18 protein-coding genes are annotated in these 20,123 nt (G+C 28.8%); 11 read left to right on the top strand and 7 right to left on the bottom strand.

The genetic code is table 11. The annotated features are described in order from the left end of the window. Positions 1-11: 11 nt before the first annotated feature. Together BUB34_RS02745 and BUB34_RS02740 are read left to right on the top strand one after the other, a co-directional pair. The gene (locus BUB34_RS02745) at positions 12-1,142 is read left to right on the top strand and encodes an ATP-binding protein (RefSeq protein ID WP_073123998.1); all 1,131 of its coding nucleotides are present in this window, start codon (positions 12-14) and stop codon (positions 1,140-1,142) included. Positions 1,143-1,145: 3 nt separating this feature from the next. Further along, positions 1,146-2,564, top strand: coding sequence for a vWA domain-containing protein (locus BUB34_RS02740; protein ID WP_073123996.1), 1,419 nt, complete (start codon positions 1,146-1,148; stop codon positions 2,562-2,564). An 88-nt stretch (positions 2,565-2,652) separates the two neighbouring features. Here the strand turns inward: BUB34_RS02740 and BUB34_RS02735 are convergent, their stop codons facing one another. Genes BUB34_RS02735 through BUB34_RS02720 form a run of 4 tightly spaced genes read right to left on the bottom strand, consistent with a single transcriptional unit; the run spans position 2,653 to position 6,032 of the window. Continuing rightward, on the bottom strand, positions 2,653-4,149 hold the full coding sequence (locus BUB34_RS02735) for a DUF6056 family protein (protein WP_073123994.1): 1,497 nt from the start codon (positions 4,147-4,149) through the stop codon (positions 2,653-2,655). A 30-nt stretch (positions 4,150-4,179) separates the two neighbouring features. Next, a complete protein-coding gene (locus BUB34_RS02730; RefSeq protein ID WP_073123992.1) occupies positions 4,180-4,590 on the bottom strand; it encodes a GtrA family protein in 411 nt (136 codons plus the stop codon). A 2-nt stretch (positions 4,591-4,592) separates the two neighbouring features. Then, positions 4,593-5,540 carry a glycosyltransferase family 2 protein gene (locus BUB34_RS02725; protein WP_073123991.1) on the bottom strand — a complete coding sequence of 316 codons (948 nt, stop codon included), beginning with the start codon at positions 5,538-5,540 and terminating at the stop codon, positions 4,593-4,595. A gap of 48 nt (positions 5,541-5,588) precedes the next feature. Beyond that, positions 5,589-6,032: a COG2426 family protein gene (locus tag BUB34_RS02720; RefSeq protein ID WP_242948813.1), complete on the bottom strand. Its 444-nt coding sequence runs from the start codon at positions 6,030-6,032 to the stop codon at positions 5,589-5,591. Between the two features lie 266 nt (positions 6,033-6,298). Here BUB34_RS02720 and BUB34_RS13720 point away from each other — a divergent pair, with 266 nt between their 5' ends. Both BUB34_RS13720 and BUB34_RS13995 read left to right on the top strand, forming a co-directional pair. Continuing rightward, on the top strand, positions 6,299-6,430 hold the full coding sequence (locus tag BUB34_RS13720) for a hypothetical protein (protein WP_278276660.1): 132 nt from the start codon (positions 6,299-6,301) through the stop codon (positions 6,428-6,430). Between the two features lie 199 nt (positions 6,431-6,629). After that, complete coding sequence (locus BUB34_RS13995) at positions 6,630-6,890, top strand: FtsX-like permease family protein (protein WP_084120119.1); 261 nt, start codon at positions 6,630-6,632, stop codon at positions 6,888-6,890. Between the two features lie 106 nt (positions 6,891-6,996). Here BUB34_RS13995 and BUB34_RS02710 read toward each other — a convergent pair whose 3' ends face one another. Further along, a complete protein-coding gene (locus BUB34_RS02710) occupies positions 6,997-8,613 on the bottom strand; it encodes a carbon starvation CstA family protein (protein ID WP_073123987.1) in 1,617 nt (538 codons plus the stop codon). A gap of 671 nt (positions 8,614-9,284) precedes the next feature. After that, positions 9,285-9,593 carry a nucleoside triphosphate pyrophosphohydrolase gene (locus BUB34_RS02700; RefSeq protein ID WP_073123984.1) on the bottom strand — a complete coding sequence of 103 codons (309 nt, stop codon included), beginning with the start codon at positions 9,591-9,593 and terminating at the stop codon, positions 9,285-9,287. A gap of 212 nt (positions 9,594-9,805) precedes the next feature. On the opposite strand from BUB34_RS02700, the gene BUB34_RS02695 reads away from it, so the two are divergent. From BUB34_RS02695 to BUB34_RS02665, 7 genes are all read left to right on the top strand, one after another. Then, on the top strand, positions 9,806-12,322 hold the full coding sequence (locus BUB34_RS02695) for a DEAD/DEAH box helicase family protein (protein ID WP_073123981.1): 2,517 nt from the start codon (positions 9,806-9,808) through the stop codon (positions 12,320-12,322). Between the two features lie 101 nt (positions 12,323-12,423). Next, positions 12,424-13,020 carry a hypothetical protein gene (locus tag BUB34_RS02690; RefSeq protein ID WP_073123979.1) on the top strand — a complete coding sequence of 199 codons (597 nt, stop codon included), beginning with the start codon at positions 12,424-12,426 and terminating at the stop codon, positions 13,018-13,020. 129 nt (positions 13,021-13,149) lie between these two features. Then, positions 13,150-14,214 carry a helix-turn-helix transcriptional regulator gene (locus tag BUB34_RS02685; protein ID WP_073123977.1) on the top strand — a complete coding sequence of 355 codons (1,065 nt, stop codon included), beginning with the start codon at positions 13,150-13,152 and terminating at the stop codon, positions 14,212-14,214. Positions 14,215-14,402: 188 nt separating this feature from the next. Then, on the top strand, positions 14,403-15,119 hold the full coding sequence (locus tag BUB34_RS02680) for an EcsC family protein (protein ID WP_073123975.1): 717 nt from the start codon (positions 14,403-14,405) through the stop codon (positions 15,117-15,119). Positions 15,120-15,258: 139 nt separating this feature from the next. Continuing rightward, positions 15,259-16,035, top strand: coding sequence for a ZIP family metal transporter (locus BUB34_RS02675; protein ID WP_073123973.1), 777 nt, complete (start codon positions 15,259-15,261; stop codon positions 16,033-16,035). 179 nt (positions 16,036-16,214) lie between these two features. Further along, positions 16,215-17,888, top strand: a complete 1,674-nt coding sequence (gene hcp / locus BUB34_RS02670; protein ID WP_073123971.1) for a hydroxylamine reductase — start codon at positions 16,215-16,217, stop codon at positions 17,886-17,888. Positions 17,889-18,035: 147 nt separating this feature from the next. Then, positions 18,036-18,224 carry a ferredoxin gene (locus BUB34_RS02665; protein WP_073123969.1) on the top strand — a complete coding sequence of 63 codons (189 nt, stop codon included), beginning with the start codon at positions 18,036-18,038 and terminating at the stop codon, positions 18,222-18,224. A 77-nt stretch (positions 18,225-18,301) separates the two neighbouring features. Here BUB34_RS02665 and BUB34_RS02660 read toward each other — a convergent pair whose 3' ends face one another. Beyond that, positions 18,302-20,005, bottom strand: a complete 1,704-nt coding sequence (locus BUB34_RS02660) for an ABC transporter ATP-binding protein (RefSeq protein WP_073123968.1) — start codon at positions 20,003-20,005, stop codon at positions 18,302-18,304. Between the last annotated feature and the right edge of the window lie 118 nt (positions 20,006-20,123).

Genomic DNA, 20,123 nt, shown 5'->3' with positions numbered 1-20,123 from the left:
AGAGAGCGAACATGAATTTTATAGAGACATTAAAAAGCGTTGACTTAGTACTATCTACTGGCGAGGTACCTCTAGTAGTTGGTGAAAGTGGAATAGGAAAAACGGCTTTAGTAAAAAAGCTTGCTAAGGAAAATAATTGGAGTTTAGTTGTTATAGATGGAAATCTACTTAAAGAAGGTGAAATAGGAGGCCTTCCTACAATTGAATCTTACAAGGTTATTGATTCTAATGGATTTGAAATAGAAAAGAAGACTACAGTATATGCTGTTCACAATAGATTAAGAGAAATTGACGAGGAAATAGCTAAAGAAAGAACTGTTCTTTTATTTATTGATGAAATAAACCGTTGTGAGCATACAGTCCAACAAGAGCTTATGAACCTGATTTTAAATAGAGAGATAAACGGATATAAGCTACATGAAGATGTCAAAATCTTAGCTGCAATGAACCCATCTAGTAAATATGGTTCAGATTTTGATTATCAAGTTGTAGATATGGATGCAGCCCAGGAAAATAGATTTGTATGGCTTAATATGGAAAGTGATCACACACAGTGGTTAAATTGGGCTATAGGCGAAGGAATTGAACAAAAGGTTATAGAATTTATCTCCACATTCCCAGAGTATCTTAATAAAGTAAATGAAGAAGACGTAAGAGCTACTCCAAGAAGTTATGAAAGAGTATCTAAGAGTTATAAGATTTATAAAGAGAAAAAAGATTCAATACCTAGAAATGTATTTTTGAACGTTTTGAGAGGAAATGTAGGAAAGGTTATTGCAGAGGAGTTTATAAATTTTGTTGAATCAGATTCTAAACAATTATTGTCATATGAAGATGTTTTTTTAGGGGACAATTTAAATCCTTCTGTAATAGACAGAGTAAAAAACGAAGGCCATACAAGACTTTATTTAACAGCTATGAATATCCTAAAAAGGCTGGAATCAAATATTAAAGATAATAATACAGGCTTAGACGGCTATATCAATAGACTTATTGAGTTTCTAAAATTATATCCTGTGGATTTGATGGTCGGAGTTATGAAAGAAATAAAAAATAATTATTCTGAAGTATACAAATTGTCTATAGATAATGAAGAGTTTGTAAAATTATATTTTGAATCTTATAGTTTAATAAGGGGATAAGATATGGAAACTTATTTTGATAAACAAAAAAGAGAACTCTACGACAAATCAAATATGGTTATAGACACTTACCTTATGTCAAAGGCAAACCATAAGGGCGATAAGTTTGAAGTAGACATCCCACAGGATTTTAAGGCTGAATTTTTTAGACTTGTAGACAAGGTTAGCTTAAGTCTTATGGAGGAAAAGGACAACTTCTATGGATATTTTTTATTTCAAATGTCAAGAGATATAAGGTTTGATATAAGTAGCCCGACAGCTGTTAACTTTAAAGGAGCTAAGTATATCATATACTTTAACCCAATAATTTTCTTAAGCCTTAATATAAGACAAATGGAAAGTACAATTAAGCATGAGATTCTTCATGTAGTATCTATGCACTTAATAAGAGCAAAAGAGTTAAAGGGCAAATACAGTACATTAGCTATAAATATGGCTATGGATATAGTAGTAAATCAGTACTTAAGTAACCTACCACCTTATGCAACAACTCTTGAGTCTGTAAATAATACTTATTCTTTGAGGCTTGAGCCGTATGAAACCTTTGAATATTATGTAGAAAATATACAGACTGAACTGGATTTACAAGAGGTAGATGACGAAGGCGAAGAAGATGATAGCGACAAAAACATGAAAGATGAAAACATACAAACTGAATATAATCCGGAAAATACCCATGATATTTGGGATGATTCTGATGATATAGAACAAAAAACTCTTAGAGAATTTACAGAAAAAGTTGTCAATAACTCTCAAAAGGGAAAAATACCAGATTATTTAGGAGGAATTATATCAGCACTTAAAAATTCTAAAAGTGAATTACCTTGGAATTTATACCTTAAGAAGTTAATGGGAACGGTTGAAAGCAATAAGAAAAAAACTATAACTAGAAGAAATAGAAGACAACCAGATCGACTAGATTTAAGAGGTGAACTTAGAGGTCATAAGGCAAATATAGCTGTCGCACTTGATATAAGTGGAAGTATTAGTGATGAGGAATTCGAACAAGCTATTAAAGAAGTACTCAATATAGTAAAAAACTACAACAATGAAATAACAATTATAGAATGTGACAGCGAAATTAGACGCGTATACAAAGTTAAGTCTATAAAGGATATAAAGGATAGAATTAATATAAGAGGTTCAACCAAGTTTAACCCAGTTTTTGAGTATGCTAATAATAAAAATATAAACTTATTGGTGTATTTTACTGATGGTAAGGGTGAAAAGAGATTAAAAGTAACACCTAGAGGATATAAGATTTTATGGGTTATATCAGCAAGAGGAGATAAACTCTCATTAGTTCAGCCTTATGGTGCAGTCAAAAAACTTGGAAAGGTTGAAATAAAAAAGGACACAGTAGATGTTGGCGATGTAAGAAGCGATGGATATTCGATGAATAACCAGGCTCCGATTCTATAATTATGGAAATGAATAATAATTAAAAGGCTGTAGGTAATAATCAATCATTATCTACAGCCTTTGGTGTTTGTTTTAAAATTATTTATAATTAATTAAAATGAAGCTCTGTTTCCATAGGTATATTGTAAAACTCCTTAAAGAATGATTCCCAATGTTCATTAGGTGGAACAGTAGTCCAGTAATAATCTTCATAAGGCAATCTATTAAGAGTGATAGATTTTTCGCCATTAGATACTCCATTGTTTATAGTTTCTACCCTTGTTTTTTCGGCAATACCCACATCTATAAACATACTAGCATAAAACACACATATCATAATTAAAATACCTGATGCTATAGAACTAAATAAATTAAACTCTATATTTGAGTTATTTAATAGATATATTAGTAGTTGAAGGGTAGATATTATAGTAAATACATAAGATGCATAAAAACAACGAGGTCCTATTGGATTAGCTATTACTAATGGCATAGCAACAGCCAACGAAGACCCATACATCATAAATATCTTCATTCTAAGGCCTTCATTATTAATATATATAATTATTACACTTATAATACATACAAAGAATAATAATGAATATAGAGCATTAAAAATCAATGTTTTATCGGGGTTTGTAAAAATATTCCAAGCAGGATATACCTTATGAACAAATCCATATATCATATAGGTAGATAGTATAAATATTTGAATATTTCCGATTAAATTAAATACAATATTTTTATTTAAGTGTTTTGTAATAATTATTATACATGTTATAGCAAGTATAGCATTTAATAAATAATTATTTAAAAACAAGTTATCAGATATCTGAGTTGAGTATAAATTTATTATACTTATAATTGAAAGTGATATCTGCTTATATCCATCAGTATTGTTAGCAGCATTGAAATATGATCCATTAGAAAACATTATAATAGCACCAATTATAGTCGAAATTAAGTAAACTAACTGAAGCTTACAAAATTTATTATATTTAATAAATGTAAAAACTACTATAAAACCTGCCAACAAAACAGTAAACACTGTAGTATGTTCACTGAAAAGTTGTGTTGATATACCCAAGGGTATCATAAGAAAAGTCGACCATAATGGGTATTTTAATGCTGAACAATTAAACTTTTTATCATCAAATATATTGTTTATAATAATTAGGTATAAAATTATTAATATCACTGGCGGTATAAAGTTAATAAATGCAGCAATCCAGGAATAGGTTTGCCTAAATAGTTCTCTAGGTATTGCTAGTAATAATATAGACGATAATAAAAATAGTGCAGTCTTATCTTTAGCCTTAGCTTCATAACTTACAAACTTATATACTACCAATATAATAGCAATCATACCAAAACCCAAAATAATATTTTTAGCTAAGATACTTCTTGTTATAAGTATTTCAAACAAGTTCCCTAAATATCTACCGTTGTAATTTTTAAATCCATTAAGCATTAATTCCCATTTGATTTGGCTTGCCCATTGCCAATCATCATGGCTATATGGTACTTGGGCTATTAAAAATACAAAAAAGATGGACAATGCTACAGATATAAAAAATCTGGGGTTTTTTAATATTTTATTTTTCATTTACTCCCTCCTAAATTCAAATGCGAAGTATTAATTTTTAAACACAATTAACTTACTAAATATGTAATTTAATATAACTACAATTATCTGTGTAATAAGTTTTGCATACATAGAATTTACAATTAATATATCTACAAGTAAAAACATAACCACCATATCAATAGCACCTGATAGTAACCTGCAATTTATAAAAGCAAACATTTCTTTCAAAATTGATTTTATGTCGTTATTTTTGCTTTTAAATACCCAAAGGCGGTTAGTTATATATGCAAATAATACAGCAAAAATCCAAGAAAAAACATTACTAATAAGATAATGAATTTCTAATATTTCACTGAAAAAATAATAGGTTGAAAGACTAACTATAGTTGTAAGCACTCCAAAAAACAGGTACAATAAAATTTCTTTATATTTTTTATATAGATACAATACTTTTTCCATAATTAAATACCCTTTTCGTAAATTTGTTCTTGATGATTTTCAAATTCGGAAACTATAAATCTTGGGCGATTTTTAGTTTCTTCATATATCTTCGCTATATAATACCCTATAATACCTAGACTTAGCATTATAATACTTCCAATTATCAATAATAATAGAATTACTGTTGTAAATCCTTCTAATGATTGGCCAGTAAAATTTTTATATAGAGATTGAGCCGCTAAAGTAATTGAGAATATTAAGAATACTATTCCCATTAATGTAACTATCTGCATTGGTGCAGTTGAAAATGAAGTTATATTTGTAATAGCATATTTTATTAAAGAAATGGTAGACCATTTAGAATCACCACAATCTCTCTCTTGAACATCAAATTCAATTGATGTAGTTTTAAACCCAACCCAGGAAGATAAAGCTCTGAAAAAAATATGTTTTTCTGGCATAGATCTAAGTATACTTACTGCCTTTTTATCTAATAACTTAAAGTCTGAGGCTCTTGACATATCGATATTGGTCGCTGAACTAATAAGAGAGTAGAAGCATTTAGCAGACATTTTGTGGAGAAAACATTCCTTTCCTCTAGATGCCTTTACGCCCTCAATAACCTCATATCCTTCTTCCCATTTTCTATACATTTCTATTAAAACTTTGGGTGGATGTTGAAGGTCACAGTCTATTACAGCACAACAGTCTCCTGATGCGTAGCTAAGACCAGCGAAAATAGCAGATTCCTTACCAAAGTTTCTTGAAAAATTAAATCCTTTAATATTTTTGTTTTGATTGCATGATTCTTGAATCTGTTTCCATGTATTATCTTTTGAACCGTCATTTACAAAGATTATCTCAAAAGAGATATGTTCATTCTCTAAAAGAGAAGATATTACATTAGATGTTTTAGAAATCATTTGCTCTTCATTATATGAAGGTATAATAACTGATAATTTTCCCATACTAATTTGCCTCCTTTAGACTATATAGGAAAATTTATAACTAAACCTTTATATCAAATGTAATGAGATAGCAGAAACTATAATACCAGATAGCATATTTCCAAGCAATGCACCTAAAAGAGTATCTTTTATTCTCATCTTAAGAATAGATGCAACTGCTGAAGCTGTCCATGTCCCTGTTGTAGGTAATGGTATACCAATAAATAGTATTATCCCAACTATTGATACATTCTTTAATCTTTTAATACCTGAATTTACTTTTTTATCTATCTTTATTACTAACTTTGCAAAAATCTGTTTAGTCTTTAAAAAATGCAATATGTGTCTAAATGTAAGTACTAAAGGTACAGACACTATTGTAGAACCGATTACACTTACTATGTAAACTCCGATTGGATTTAAATCCATTGCTATACCTATCGGTATTGCCCCTCTTAGTTCAGTAAAGGGAACCATTGATAAAAGCATTATTTTTAAATATTCCACACTCATCCTCCTAAATAATATTTGACAGCACTTTAAAGTATATCAGATAAAAATTCTGCATTCAATAAAATGTAGTATTCGACAAACAATAATATGGGAAAGGATATTCAGGCAGCCTTTGATATAGTTGATTATTTATATGAATATAATGATGAGTTCAAGCTTTTGATCACAAAATCACAGAAAAGCACTACAGAATATTTGCAGATAGATTATCAGAAGAATTAAATGTTCCTACAATAGATGATTATATAATTCATTGGATTTCTCATATGCAAATTAGCTCATTTGCCGAGATTATTGCCCATGACCTAACAAAAGAAGAAGCTAAAAAACATATTTATGTAATTGCAAACTATTTAATGGGTGGATGGTGCTCTATGTTTACCAGTTCTAGAAAATAAGATTATATAATATTAAAAAATTAGGCTATATACCGATAAATTTATAATTTTGCGATATAGCTAAAAATTTACCATCAACATAACAATGTTATGTTAGTGATAAAAAATATCATTAAATTAAAAAATTTTAAAATAAAATTTCACAGGGGGAGAGAACTATGTATTTAGAAATAAAAGATATTAGAAAAAGTTATGGAAAATATTTGGCTTTAGAACAGGGGAAATTAGAAAACTATATTTAAATGCAAACTTTTATGTAATTGCAGTTGGGGCAGCTATATGCATTCCTTTAGCAAAATTTATAATGGATAGGGTTTATCCATATTTAGCATCTAATGTAGCTTGTGGAATAAATCTTGAGTTTAACTGGAAGTTATATCTTTTAATTTACTTAGGTATTATCCTTTGCTACTTGATTATTAATCAGCTTCTTATTAGAAATGTGAAAAAGATTGATTAAATTTCAATTTCATTTATCATAAGATAGGTAGAATAATTTAGAAAATTAGTTTTAAGTAAAAAGTGCATCTGAAAATAGATGCACTTTTTATAGTTAATTATTTTTGTTATTGGGTAGAATCTCCTTTGTGTTTTTTGGCCACTTTAATAGCTTCTAAAATTAATATTACAGAAAGAACCAGTAGAACAAAAGCTATAACAACTAGGGCTAGGTTAGTACCTATATTAGATTTAATGTTAAGTATTAGTGAAAATGTAGTAACTATAAACATAAATACTATAGGTATAACAAGTTCTTTATAACTTTTTCTAGAAGAAGCAAGCCATATAGCTATTGCTAGTAATGAAATAGCTGCTAATAGTTGGTTTGCTGAGCCGAATATCGGCCAAATTTTTTGATATCCCATAACAGCTAAAAGTCCAGAAACAGCCACTGTAAATGCAGTAGAAACATACATATTTGTAAGAGAATTTTTAGTATTATTAATTTTTTTATTATCTTGGTCAAAAAACTCTTGGAATATAAATCTAGCCAGTCTAGTTGATGTATCTAGTGAAGTTAATGCAAATGCTGAAATAGCAAGAGAAGTAAATACTTTACCGACTTTAAAAGGTATACCAAAAGACAGCATAAAACTTGCTATACCCTCAGAAAATACGTTAACAGGACCGCCATTTTTTAGAAGATTAGCAAAATCACCCTTTGATATATATGCAACTGTAATAAGAGACACTATTGCTAACAAACCTTCTACAAGCATACAACCATAACCAATTTTTTTAGAATCACTCTCTTTATATAGTTGCTTTGCAGAAGTACCAGATCCAACCAATGAGTGAAATCCTGATATAGCTCCACATGCAACAGTAACAAAAAGTACTGGGAATAAAAATTGTCCATTAACAGTAAATCCTGTAAATCCATCCATTTGTATTTCAGGTCTAAGCACAGTAATACCGATTAGTGCACCAAACATCATAGCATATAATAAATATGAATTCAGATAATCCCTAGGCTGTAGCAGTATCCAAACCGGAGTAACAGAAGCTATAAATATATAGGCTAATAAAAGAGCTATCCATGTACCTTTAGAAAGTGAAATAGGAAATAAAAATCCTAGGTAAATACACACAAATAAAAGAATTACACCTATAACTGTTGCTATAGGTAGAGGACATCTAAATCTGTAAACAGCAAAACCGAATACAACTGCAAGTACTATAAATAAAATAGATGCAGTACCTGCTGCAGGAGTACTGACAAAACTATCAGCGACTATATTAGAAAAGGCTGCAACGACAAGAATTAAAGTAAGCCAGGCAAATAAAGAGAATAACTTCTTGCTTTTATGTCCCATATTCACCTCAATTATTTCACCTATAGACTTTCCATCATGTCTAATAGAAGCAAATAAAGAACCAAAATCTTGAACACCACCAAAGAATATACTACCAATCAATATCCATAGTGCAACAGGTATCCATCCAAATATAGCTGCCTGGATAGGACCCATTATAGGGCCAGCACCTGCTATTGAAGCGAAATGATGTCCCATTAATATTGGTGCTTTTGAAGGTACATAATCAACTCCATCATACTTAGTATGGGCGGGAGTTTTTCTGCAATCATCAATACCCCATTTTTTAGCTAGATACCCTCCATAAACGATGTAGGCAATAAATAAAATTACAGCACTACCAATCAATAATGTAAAAGTATTCATATAAGTAAAACCTCCCTATAAAATTTTATAGTGTCTTTGGAATCCTTATTGTAGAATAATTCATTTGTACTATTATTAAAAAGAATAATTCTAAACACAGAATATCCTCTAAGACCAAACTTATAACTCTTCCTTTTGGAATATTTTCTTATAGAATCGATTAGATTTTTATCGGTATAGTTAGAAGATAGGAATAAGGTGATATAAGTATACATGTGATTCTTGTTAGGATTAACATAATCATTTAATATGAAATTAGAAAATGGAACAATTAAATTATCAAAGTCAGATTTCATTAATTTATCAAAATTCTTTGCAAATATATACTCTTTGTTGTCATAAGACCATACTACATTTTTTCTGTTAAGAAAGAACTTAGAATTAGATAATTTAAACTCTGCCATAAAATCAAAATCATATTTGTTTATAGAATAGTTGTCATAAATATTAAAATAGGAAGAAAGTTTCGATTTTAGGCTAGAATTTGTATCGATTAAATGATTATTGGCAATTAAAACATTAGAAATAATAACACCCCCTTAGTTATTATATATTTTATACTGTATAAAATATGTTAACTAAGGGGTGTAAATATAAAAATAAAACTATATTAAAAATATTAAATTTAGTAAAGATGCTATATTGAATTGTAAGGGGGTGTATTTAAATAATTAATAAGTAGATTTTAAAACTAAATTATTCTCAAATCCGCCACGTGCAGATTTCTTTTCATCCCTTTTATCAAGAACATCTTTCTCGTTATATCCATATTTAGAGGCAATCGCAAAAAGTACCTCCATAACATCAGCAATTTCTTCAAGATTTTTGTCTTCAATAAGTTCACTAACTTCCTCATTAAGTTTCTTATAAAGGTAATCTAAAGCAACCTCATCACTAACAACTTCAATATCACATTTATTACCACTAGATTCAATAATTTCAGGAATCCTATCTCTAACCAATTTATCGTAGACTTTCATACAAAACCTCCTAAAAATAATTATATTTAAAATTATAAAAGTAATAAAAGTATTTGTCAAAATATGATAAGATACGAGTATATTGATGAATAGAAATAACAATGTAAAGTGTCATTTTTGTTTTTATAAATAAAATAATAATATGATAAAATGAAGTTAGCTTATATGGAAAAATATGTAATTAATTTTAAATATATAGAAAGGGAAAAAATATGAAACTAAATTGCATAACAGGTCATAACGATCATTTGTATAAACACATAAAACAAAGCATACATACAGCAAAATCGATAGATATAATAGTATCCTTTCTAATGGAATCAGGGGTAAAATTAATACAAAAAGATTTAGAGGCAATAAGAGATAGGGACATTCCGATAAGAATCCTAACTGGGAACTACTTAAATATAACTCAACCATCAGCATTATATCTTTTAAAGGATTTACTTGGAAATAAGGTGGACTTAAGATTTTATAATGATACAACAAGAAGCTTTCATGCAAAGGCATATATATTTGAAAAAGGAGACGGCGGTGAAATTTTTATCGGTTCATCGAATCTTTCAAAGTCTGCATGGACTAGTGGTATAGAATGGAACTATAGAATAGATAAAAATGCAAACTATGATGATTTTAAATACTTTAAAAAAATGTTTGAGGAACTATTCTTTAATAATTCAATAATAGTAAATGATGAAGAACTTGAAAAATACTCTAAGTCATGGAAAAGACCTAAAATATATGCAAAAGTAGATAATAAAGAAGAAGACATAAATTATACTTATGAAGATTCAAACGTATCTAATCTATTTGAACCAAGGGGAGCACAAATAGAAGCTCTTTATCAACTAAAAAATACAAGGCTAGATGGAAATGACAAAGGGTTAGTAGTTGCAGCTACAGGTATCGGGAAAACGTATTTGGCAGCATTTGATAGTATAGGTTTTGATAGAGTACTATTTATAGCACATAGAGAAGAAATATTAAGACAAGCTTATGAGAGCTTTAAAAATATAAGAAGTGATAAATTAATAAATTATGAAAAAATAGACTTGGAAAGCGAGAATAAGGTAGCAGATCCCTGCGAAAATAATAAAATTAGAAACCTAGATAAAGAATATAACATGGGGTTTTTCATGAATTCTGAGAAAGATACTACCAGTGATATAATATTTGCATCAGTTCAAAGCTTAGGAAAAAAGGAATATTTAAATGAAGATTATTTTGCAAAAGATTCCTTTGATTATATAGTAATAGATGAATTTCATCATGCAGTATCTAAAAATTATCAAAATATAATAAATTATTTTGAACCAAAATTTATGCTTGGGCTTACAGCAACACCAGAAAGACTAGATAACAAGGATGTATTTAGTGTTTGTGATTATAATGTAGTCTATGAAGTAAACTTAAAAAGTGCAATAGACAAAGGATGGTTAGTACCATTTAGATATTATGGAATTTATGATGATAGTGTAAATTATGAGGAAATAGATTTTAAAAATGGGAAATACAATGAGAAGCAACTTGAAGATGCTTTAAGTATAAATAAGAGAGCTGACTTAATTATAGGACATTATAAAAAATATAAATCTAGTAGGGCTCTAGGATTTTGTACTAGTAAATTACATGCAGAATTTATGGCTAGATACTTCAATGAACAAGGTATAAAAGCCTGTGCTGTCTACAGTGGAAAAGAAGGTAAATATAACGAAGAAAGAAGTATTGCACTAAAAAAACTTAGAGATAAGGATATACAGGTTATATTTTCAGTTGATATGTTCAATGAAGGACTTGATGTAAAGAGTATAGATATGGTTATGTTCTTAAGACCTACTGAAAGCCCTACTGTATTTTTGCAACAATTAGGTAGGGGACTCAGAAAAGATACTGAGAAAAACTATTTAAATGTTCTTGATTTTATAGGTAATTACAAAAAAGCTAACTTAGTACCTTTTTTACTATCGGGAAAGAGTAAGGAACTATTAAATATAGGAGAGAGCATACTTAGTGAAGAAGATTATCCACAAGATTGTTTTATAGATTTTGATTTTAGACTTGTAGATATATTTGAAAAAATGAACAAGGCAAATATAAAGATTGAGGATATGATAAAAGAAGAATTTTTCAAAATAAAAGAAGATTTAGGGCATAGACCATCAAGAGTTGAGATGTTTACTTATATGGATAGTGATTTATATTACAATATGAAGAAAAAATCTAAAATTAATATTTTTAAGGATTATTTAAGTTTTTTAGATAAGGTTGATGAACTAACTATTGAAGAATTAAATTTTAAAAATACTCTAGGAGCTGAATTTATTAACTTAATAGAAACAACTAGTATGAGTAAAACTCCTAAAATGCCATTAATATTAACTTTTTATAATGGTGGAGATATGAAGTTAAAAATAGATGATAAAGACATTGCTAAATCATTTAGAAAATTCTATAGTAAAGGGTCGAATGCGGTTGATATGTTAAAGGATAAGAGTACATCTAATTTTAAATATTGGACAGATAAACAGTATGTAAATTTTGCTAGAAAAAATCCTGTGTATTTCTTATGTAAAACTAGTGGTGAATTTTTCTATGAAGATGAAGGTTATGTATGTTTAAATAATGGACTATCTGTATTTTTAAATAGTGAGAATTTTAAGGATAACGTAAAAGATGCTATTGAATTTAGAATAAGAGAGTATTATAAAACAAGATTTAAAAATAAGTAATAACTCTATACACATTTATGTACAGGTCCCTAATTCAATAAACCTCCCTTTTTAAATATAATCAAAGCATGGGTAAAAATTATATAAAAGGGGAGATATAGGTGAATAATCCATTTAAGAAATCCGAATCATTAGGTTCAAAAAAGTCAAAAAAAATAATAAGTTACGGCGTTATATTTATAACTGCATTATTTTTAGGGTCTGGGATAGGGTCATCAGAAATGGTACCAAAAGATGATTATGAAAGATTAAAAGCAGAAAATAAAAACTTACAAGCAAAAGTAGAAGAGGCAAAAACATTTTTTGAAATGAAGGATGCTGAAAAAGAAGCTTTAAAAATAGAAACATTGAAAAAAGAGGAAGAAAATAAAAGGGAACAAGATAAACTAGCAGAAGAAAAACGAAAAGAAGATGAATTAAAAAAACAAAAAGAGTTAGAAGCTAGAACTGTTACTTTAGGAAATGGTACTTATTTAGTAGGTAAAGACATACCAGAAGGGGTGTATGATATATACGCTGTAAAAGGTGGAGGAAATGTAATGTCCTCAAGTGGGATTAATCTTATTATGGGAGTAGAAGGAGAGGAAAACTTCTACCAGAGAGAGGAACAAAACGCAGCATTAAAGGATGGTGATACTATAGAATTAAGTAGCGTGACCGTGAAATTTGTTCCAGATGATGGATACGAGGTAAAATAAAAACTATTACCTAAAAGGGCTAGAGCGTAAAATCTAGCCCTTTTGAGGCTTTAAAATATTTATTTAGTTAAAAATATTCCTATAAGTTCGTACAATATTATTATAAATAAAAATAAAGGGGTCTGTTATATGAATAGAAGTAAGGTAAGCAATAATATAAAATTTTATCACTTTATAAAGATACTTAGTACATACTCTTATATAAATCCACATTTAGAAGTATCAAAAGAAAATAAATCAAACCATATGATTTTGTCTATAAAGGAAATAAACGAAAAGATGATGGATAAGATAAACCAAACTTTGGATAGAAGGACAATATATAATTATATTAATGATTTAAAAGAAATAGGGTTTGAGGTGAGTACATTTGAAGAAAATGAAATAGGGTATGCACTTATTACAAAACCAATTGAACCATATGAACTTAGGGTGCTAGTTGATTCTATATCTGCAAATAGATTTATAACAAAAAAGAAAACTAAAGAACTTATAGATAAACTATGTAATTTAAACAATGGATACATAGCATATAACCTAAACAAGCAAATATTTATCGATGATAGATCTAAGTCTATAAATGAAGAAATATTATATAGTATAGACAATATAAATGAAGCAATAAATTCTAAGAAGAAAATATCATTTAACTATTATGATTATAATTACAAAAGAGAGTTAATCCCAAGATTAAAAAAGGATAGTCTAGATAAAAAAATGTATACTGCTACTCCTGTAGGGCTAATATTAAAAGAAGATTGCTACTATGCAATAGTCAATCATGATAAATATGATGATTTAACTAATTACAGAATAGATAGAATGAAAAATGTTCAAATTCTTAAGGAAGATATAAAACCGTTAAAAGATATAAAAGACTGTGAAGAAGGTTATTTTAATGCAGCAATGTATTCTAAAAAGAGCTTTAAAATGTTCTCGGGAGATTGTTGTGAAGTAGTTTTAAGCATTAGGCCATTTTTGTTGAATGTAATAATTGATGAACTCGGTGAGGACGTTAGTATATGCAAAATTGATGATAATACGTATCAAGCTAGATTTAATGCAAAACTAGGCACTGGACTAACAAAATGGATATTACAGTTAGGTTCAGATGCAGAGGTAATCAGCCCGTTTGAACTTAGAGATTCTGTAATAGAAAATATAAAAGATATGTTAAGGATATATAGTAAATAACATTTTGCTTAGTTGAAGTAAATAGTAATCTATTAATGAGGATATACTTATATGTATACAGCATTTTCCATATATGATAATATGCTTAATGAAGAAATACTTTTGAAATTAATGGATAACTATCATTCATTTTTGATAATCTCAAATGATACAAAATAGATAGATATAGATAAAAAGTAGGTGATAAAATGCAAAGTTACAATTATGAAAAACTAAAGGAACTTGAAAATTGGAAGTCTAAAATGAGAAAAAAGCCTTCTTTTATAAATAAAATCTCAAAAAAAACTCAAGATAATATGAATTCTATGTTACCTGAAAATTATCATACTGTACTAACTGTAGCTATAAAGAATATGACAAAAGTTGTTTTATTTGGATCTAAGTATACGACAAAAAAACCTTTGAGAGATCTTTCTTTAGAAGAAAGAGATAAGATAGCCTATGAAAAAATTAAATTATTCAAAAAAACAGCTATGCTTGAAGGGGCAGGAACTGGAGCTGGTGGATTACTTATAGGGCTTGCAGATTTTCCGCTGCTTCTTAGTATAAAGTTGAAATTACTTTATGAAGTTGCTAGTGTATATGGATTTGATACAAAAGATTATAAAGAAAGATTATATATCCTCTATATTTTTCAACTTGCTTTCTCAAGTCAGGAGTATGTGAATAAAGTATTTAAGAAAGTAGAAGCTTGGGATGATTTTGAAGATATTTTATTTGATGATATAAATGAATTTAATTGGAAGGAGTTCCAGCAGGAGTATAGAGATTATATAGATATAGCTAAATTACTTCAATTAGTTCCAGGAATCGGTGCAATCGTTGGAGCATATGTCAACAATAAGTTAGTAGATAAACTGGGAGAGTATGCTATACATTGTTATCATATGAGAATTTTAGACTAATTTTGTTAAATATTATATAAAATTCTCCAATTACAAGAGAAATAGCTTATAATTATAGTATATAAAATAAAAAAATTTTCTATGCATTATAAAAAATTTTTTCCCATTAAAATTAAATAGGAAAGAAGAGGGTGATCATATGGATATATTTCTAGGTATAATGATTCCATTTATAGGAACGACATTAGGGGCATCTTGTGTATTTTTTCTAAAGGATAAAATAAACCCTAATGTCCAAAAAGGACTACTAGGATTTGCATCGGGAGTTATGGTGGCTGCATCCGTTTGGTCGCTTTTAATACCAGCACTTGATATGTCAGAAAATATGGGTAAATTTGCATTTGTACCGGCAGTTGTAGGCTTTTCGTTTGGTATTGTTTTTCTATACCTTATGGACATGCTTGTTCCTCATATGCATATAAACAGTGAAACTTCTGAGGGACTCGAAAGTAATTTAAAAAAACACACAATGCTACTTTTCGCTGTTACACTACATAATATACCTGAGGGTATGGCAATAGGTGTTGTATTTGCAGGAGTATTATCAGGTCATGGTGAGATAACTATGGCAGGGGCTATTACATTAGCTATTGGAATTGCAATACAGAACTTCCCAGAAGGGGCAATAATATCATTACCACTAAAAAGTGAGGGAAATAGCAGAAAAAAAGCATTTTTATATGCAACATTATCAGGTATAGTAGAACCAATAGCTGCATTTATAACGATTTTATTGACAAGATTTGTAACACCAATACTACCTTATTTATTAGCTTTTGCAGCAGGTGCAATGATTTACGTAGTAGTAGAGGAATTACTTCCAGAAGCGTCCCAAGGAGAACATTCAAATATTAATACTATAGGGTTTGCAATTGGATTTATGATTATGATGGTTTTAGACGTTTCACTTGGATAATAAAGTATTAAAAACATATGAAAAATATAGTTTACAAACAAAAGACATTTCTATATATATCATTTTTTAGTGTACTTTTTAAATAATTTTAATATATATTCCATATTTAGCTATATTTTTAAGATATTTGTGGAATTATATATAGAGAAAGTAAAAAATAAAATCAGGAGGTCTTTAATATGGAAAATAATATGGCTATAGAATATCCTATGTTTTGCTACCAGTGTGAGCAAACAGTGGGAGGTAAGGGATGTACAAAAATGGGGGTATGTGGTAAAACCCCAGAAATAGCTGCACTTCAGGATTTATTGATTTTTCAAATAAAAGGAATAAGCTGTTATGCAAAAGAACTAGTAGACAAAGGCGAAAATGTGGACAAGGATATAGTTACATTTATTGAAAGTTCATTATTTACAACACTAACAAATGTAAACTTCGATGCTGATGTGCATGTAGAAATGTTAAGAGAATCTCAAAAAATAAAAGAAAAATTAAGAAGTAAAGTAGGAAGTATAAAAAATAATACTGAACACGTTACATACAACCTAAGTGACACAAAGGCTGAGATGCTTAAAGATGCTAAAAAAGCTGGGATAATGTATGACCAAGAATTAGACCCAGATATACGTTCTTTAAGACAAACTATAATATATGGTTTAAAGGGAATCTCAGCTTATGGTCATCAGGCAAGAGAACTTGGTTATTATGATGACCAGGTAGATAATTTCTATGTAAGAGCTTTAGAAGCAACAACAGATGATAATTTAGGGGTAGAAGATTTAATAAGATGGACTATGAGAACTGGAGATATGAGTGTGGCTGTTATGAAGAAGTTGGATGAAGCAAATACTACAGTTTACAAAAATCCAACTCCTAATAAAGTAAATGTTCATATTAAAAAAGGACCATTTATAGTTGTATCAGGGCATGATTTAAGGGACTTAGAAATGTTACTTGAACAAACAGAAGGAAAAGGTATAAATATATATACACATGGTGAAATGATACCAAGTCATGGTTACCCAGAACTCAAAAAATATTCTCATCTTGTAGGGAACTTTGGTGGGGCTTGGCAAGAACAGCAAAAAGAATTTGATGGTATTCCAGGTTGTATACTTATGACTACTAACTGCCTAATGAGACCTAGAGAAACTTATAAAGATAGAATCTTTACTACTAGTGTTGTGGGTTGGGATGGAGTTAAGCATATAGGTAAAAACAAAGACGGCAAAAAAGACTTTACTGAAATAATAAATAAAGCCCTAGAACTTGGCGGTTATAAAGAGGATCAAGAACCACATGAAATACTAGTCGGATTTGGTCATCATGCTACATTAAGTCATGCGGAAACTATTGTTAATGCAGTAAAAGAAGGAAAGATAAGACACTTCTTCTTAATAGGAGGTTGTGATGGTGCTAGACCTGGTAGAAATTATTATACTGAGTTTGCAGAAAAGGTACCAAAAGACTGCGTGATACTTACTCTAGCTTGTGGTAAATATAGATTCAATAAGTTAGAGTTTGGAGAGGTTGCAGGTCTTCCGAGACTTTTAGATGTTGGTCAATGTAATGATGCTTATTCAGCAGTTAGAATTGCAACTGCATTAGCGGATGCATTTGAAACTGATGTAAACGGTCTTCCTTTATCTCTAATAATATCATGGTATGAACAAAAAGCAGTTGCAGACTTATTAGCTTTATTATCATTAGGAATAAAAGGAATATACTTAGGACCTACACTTCCAGCATTTATAAGTCCAAATGTACTTCAATATCTAGTTGATACATTTGACTTAAGACCTATAAGTACGCCTGATGAAGATTTAAAAACTTGTTTAAAACAGGGAATATAAAACAAACTATCTAACTAATGTTTTAAACATATTAAATTTGTTTAAAAAAATATCAAATTATACAAATTTTTTCCATATATAAATTTTTTATATGATATAATTATATTGAGCAAGATTATATGATATAAAGAGAGGGGAGTTTTAATTATGAAAGCAAACGTAGATAAAGATACTTGTATAGGGTGTGCATTATGTACATCAATCTGTCCAGAGGTATTTAGTATGGACGATGATGGAAAATCTGTAGCTATAACTACTGAAGTTCCAGCAGATTTAGAGGCTAGTACTGAAGAAGCTAGAGATAACTGTCCAGTTTCAGCAATAACAGCAGAGTAATAATTAAAAAGATTACAACTATAAAACTATAGTGAAAATAGAAAAGTGGTGAATCTAAATTAGGTTCACCACTTTTGTTATATTTCCTCATTTTTTAGATAATATAAGCTATAAAAATATTTTTTAAGCTTTATAAGTTCATCAAAAGAACCCTTTTCTATTATCATACCATCCTTCATAACTATTATTTCGTCATAGCGAATGAGAATATTTTTTATAAGTTTATGAGTAATAACAACCAATGTCAAATCGTCTATGTTTAGCAAAGAATTCTCTAAATTATAAGCAGTTTCATTATCTAGGGCAGAGGTAGATTCATCTAAAATTAAAATTTTTGTATTATTTATTAAAGAACGAGCAATAGCTATTCTCTGTTTTTCTCCACCTGATAATTTATTTCCGTTTTCACCTACTAAAGAGTTGATTCCATCAGGAAGTGATTTTATTAGATTAGAAAGACCTGATCTCTCACAAATATTTAGGACCTCTTCATCGCTATAGTTTGCAAACAATTTTACGTTTTCTTTTATAGATTCATCAAACATAAATACGTTTTGCTGAATCATAGACATATTTTTATACAAGTCATGAGTAATTATTTCTTGTAGATCTTTATTATCTATTAGTATTTCTCCATCATATTCCTTATAATACCTCATTAGTAGTTTTATTAGTGTACTTTTTCCACATCCACTTTCGCCAACGATAGCGTATTTCTTATTTTTTTCAAATGTCAAATTTATGTTACTTAGAGTTTTTCTATTAGGAGTATAGGAAAAACTTAAATTTTTGAATTCTATCTTAGACTCAAATTTAGGCAATTGGTACTTTTCGATATCTTCACAAGAATCATAAATCAACTCATCTATTTTATCGGCTATAAGTGAAACAGATTTTATCTGGTTTATTAAAGAGATACTAGTTTTAACAGGACTTACTATATGTGTGCTAAGTTGTATTATTATAATAGCTGTACCCACAGAAATTTCACCTTTATACATCAAATATCCACCTAAAATAAGAACACCTAAGTATATTGTCACACTAAATGAAAGAGAAAAACCTTTTATTATAGACTCAAGTATAGAACATTTTTTCTTGCTAGTTTCAACTGTATTAGATGATTTCTTAAATATGGTATTAACTTTCTCGCCTATATTAAATCCCTTTATAACTTCAAACCCAGAAAATAAGTCCTTAGTAACAGAAGTAATTTCCTCTAGATTATTAGAGTAATTTCCTCTCTCAATCACTAATTTTTTAGAAAGAGCATTTGGAATTACAAAACCAAGAGTTCCAAACACAGTTATAAATAAAACTATAGCTGGACTTATAGAAAATAAAAACACTAATGAAATAATAAATGAAATAAAAGATGAAATGACTAAAAATATATTATTTAAAAGGCTATCCTCAATTATTTTTATATCATTATAAAGTATTGATATATATTTACCGCTATTATCGAGTGCAAAATCTTTTATATCCTTATTTAGGACCTTAGTAAAAATATCTGTTCTAAGGTAATTTACAGTGTTTTTTATATAGGATGACATAACATATCCATCGATATATTCTGTTATAAACAATATTACTATAAGTGCGATACTTGTTAAAATAATTGGAATGAACTTTTCTTTTTCTCCATTAGAAAAAATATCTACAATAAACCCCATCATAAAATCAAAGCCAATGACAGATAGTGCAGCCAAAGAAATGGTCATTATACGTGCAAAAAATAGGAGTTTATATTTAAATATGTATTTCCATAATTTTTTCATGATTACCTCCCTATGTTGTAAGTCTTTCCTCGTAAAGTATATATTATAGCAATAGCAACTAGCAAGTGGTTAACAAAAATATAATTTAAATAACCTTGTTATAATAAAGGAAATATTT

The sequence above is a fragment of the Asaccharospora irregularis DSM 2635 genome (genome assembly GCF_900129815.1).
Taxonomy (GTDB): domain Bacteria; phylum Bacillota; class Clostridia; order Peptostreptococcales; family Peptostreptococcaceae; genus Asaccharospora; species Asaccharospora irregularis.
This window is presented reverse-complemented; position numbering and strand designations above follow the sequence as displayed.

Coding starts and splice junctions, on each gene's coding strand:
- BUB34_RS02740 (WP_073123996.1), top strand. CDS start 1,146: ATGGAAACTTATTTTGATAAACAAAAAAGAGAACTCTACGACAAATCA.
- BUB34_RS02695 (WP_073123981.1), top strand. CDS start 9,806: ATGAAACTAAATTGCATAACAGGTCATAACGATCATTTGTATAAACAC.
- BUB34_RS02730 (WP_073123992.1), bottom strand. CDS start 4,590: ATGGAAAAAGTATTGTATCTATATAAAAAATATAAAGAAATTTTATTG.
- BUB34_RS02665 (WP_073123969.1), top strand. CDS start 18,036: ATGAAAGCAAACGTAGATAAAGATACTTGTATAGGGTGTGCATTATGT.
- BUB34_RS02680 (WP_073123975.1), top strand. CDS start 14,403: ATGCAAAGTTACAATTATGAAAAACTAAAGGAACTTGAAAATTGGAAG.
- BUB34_RS02675 (WP_073123973.1), top strand. CDS start 15,259: ATGGATATATTTCTAGGTATAATGATTCCATTTATAGGAACGACATTA.
- BUB34_RS02660 (WP_073123968.1), bottom strand. CDS start 20,005: ATGAAAAAATTATGGAAATACATATTTAAATATAAACTCCTATTTTTT.
- BUB34_RS02685 (WP_073123977.1), top strand. CDS start 13,150: ATGAATAGAAGTAAGGTAAGCAATAATATAAAATTTTATCACTTTATA.
- BUB34_RS02735 (WP_073123994.1), bottom strand. CDS start 4,149: ATGAAAAATAAAATATTAAAAAACCCCAGATTTTTTATATCTGTAGCA.
- BUB34_RS02725 (WP_073123991.1), bottom strand. CDS start 5,540: ATGGGAAAATTATCAGTTATTATACCTTCATATAATGAAGAGCAAATG.
- BUB34_RS02745 (WP_073123998.1), top strand. CDS start 12: ATGAATTTTATAGAGACATTAAAAAGCGTTGACTTAGTACTATCTACT.
- BUB34_RS13720 (WP_278276660.1), top strand. CDS start 6,299: ATGCAAATTAGCTCATTTGCCGAGATTATTGCCCATGACCTAACAAAA.
- hcp (WP_073123971.1), top strand. CDS start 16,215: ATGGAAAATAATATGGCTATAGAATATCCTATGTTTTGCTACCAGTGT.
- BUB34_RS02720 (WP_242948813.1), bottom strand. CDS start 6,032: ATGAGTGTGGAATATTTAAAAATAATGCTTTTATCAATGGTTCCCTTT.
- BUB34_RS02710 (WP_073123987.1), bottom strand. CDS start 8,613: ATGAATACTTTTACATTATTGATTGGTAGTGCTGTAATTTTATTTATT.
- BUB34_RS02700 (WP_073123984.1), bottom strand. CDS start 9,593: ATGAAAGTCTACGATAAATTGGTTAGAGATAGGATTCCTGAAATTATT.